The sequence below is a fragment of the Mesorhizobium sp. CNPSo 4688 genome, assembly GCF_057784295.1.
On sequence record NZ_JBWLUY010000090.1, the window covers coordinates 1 to 680 of the forward strand.

Sequence of the window (680 nt, forward strand, 5' to 3'; positions counted from 1 at the left end):
GCGATCATGGCTTCGGTGGTGACGAGCAGGCCGGCGACCGAGGCCGCGTCCTGGAGAGCGGTGCGCACGACCTTGACCGGGTCGACGATGCCCATGGCGATCATGTCGCCATACTCGCCGGTCTGGGCGTTGTAACCGAAGGTCGCGCCCTTGTTCTCAAGGATCTTGCCGGCAACGATCGATGCTTCCGCACCGGCGTTGGCCGCGATCTGGCGGGCCGGAGCCTGCAGTGCCCGACGCACGATGTTGATGCCAGCGGCCTGGTCGGCATTGGCGCCGGTGGCCTTGATGTTGGCCGAAGCGCGCAGCAGGGCGACACCGCCGCCTGCAACGATGCCTTCTTCGACGGCCGCGCGGGTCGCGTTGAGGGCGTCATCGACGCGGTCCTTCTTTTCCTTGACTTCGACTTCCGTCGCACCGCCGACGCGGATCACCGCAACGCCGCCGGCGAGCTTCGCGAGACGTTCCTGCAGCTTCTCCTTGTCGTAGTCCGAGGTGGTCTCTTCGATCTGCTGCTTGATCTGGGCGACACGGCCCTGGATCTCGGCCTTCTTGCCGGCGCCGTCGACGATGGTGGTGTTCTCCTTGGAGATCGACACCTTCTTGGCGCGGCCGAGCATGTTGAGGCCGACGTTCTCGAGCTTGATGCCGAGGTCTTCCGAGATGACCTGGCCACCGGT

General features: G+C 65.6%; 1 protein-coding gene. It reads right to left on the bottom strand.

Translation table 11 applies throughout. The annotated features are described in order from the left end of the window. Nucleotides 1-680: TCP-1/cpn60 chaperonin family protein (locus tag AC04SH_RS34905; protein ID WP_488578085.1), on the bottom strand; the 680-nt coding region annotated here is incomplete at both ends.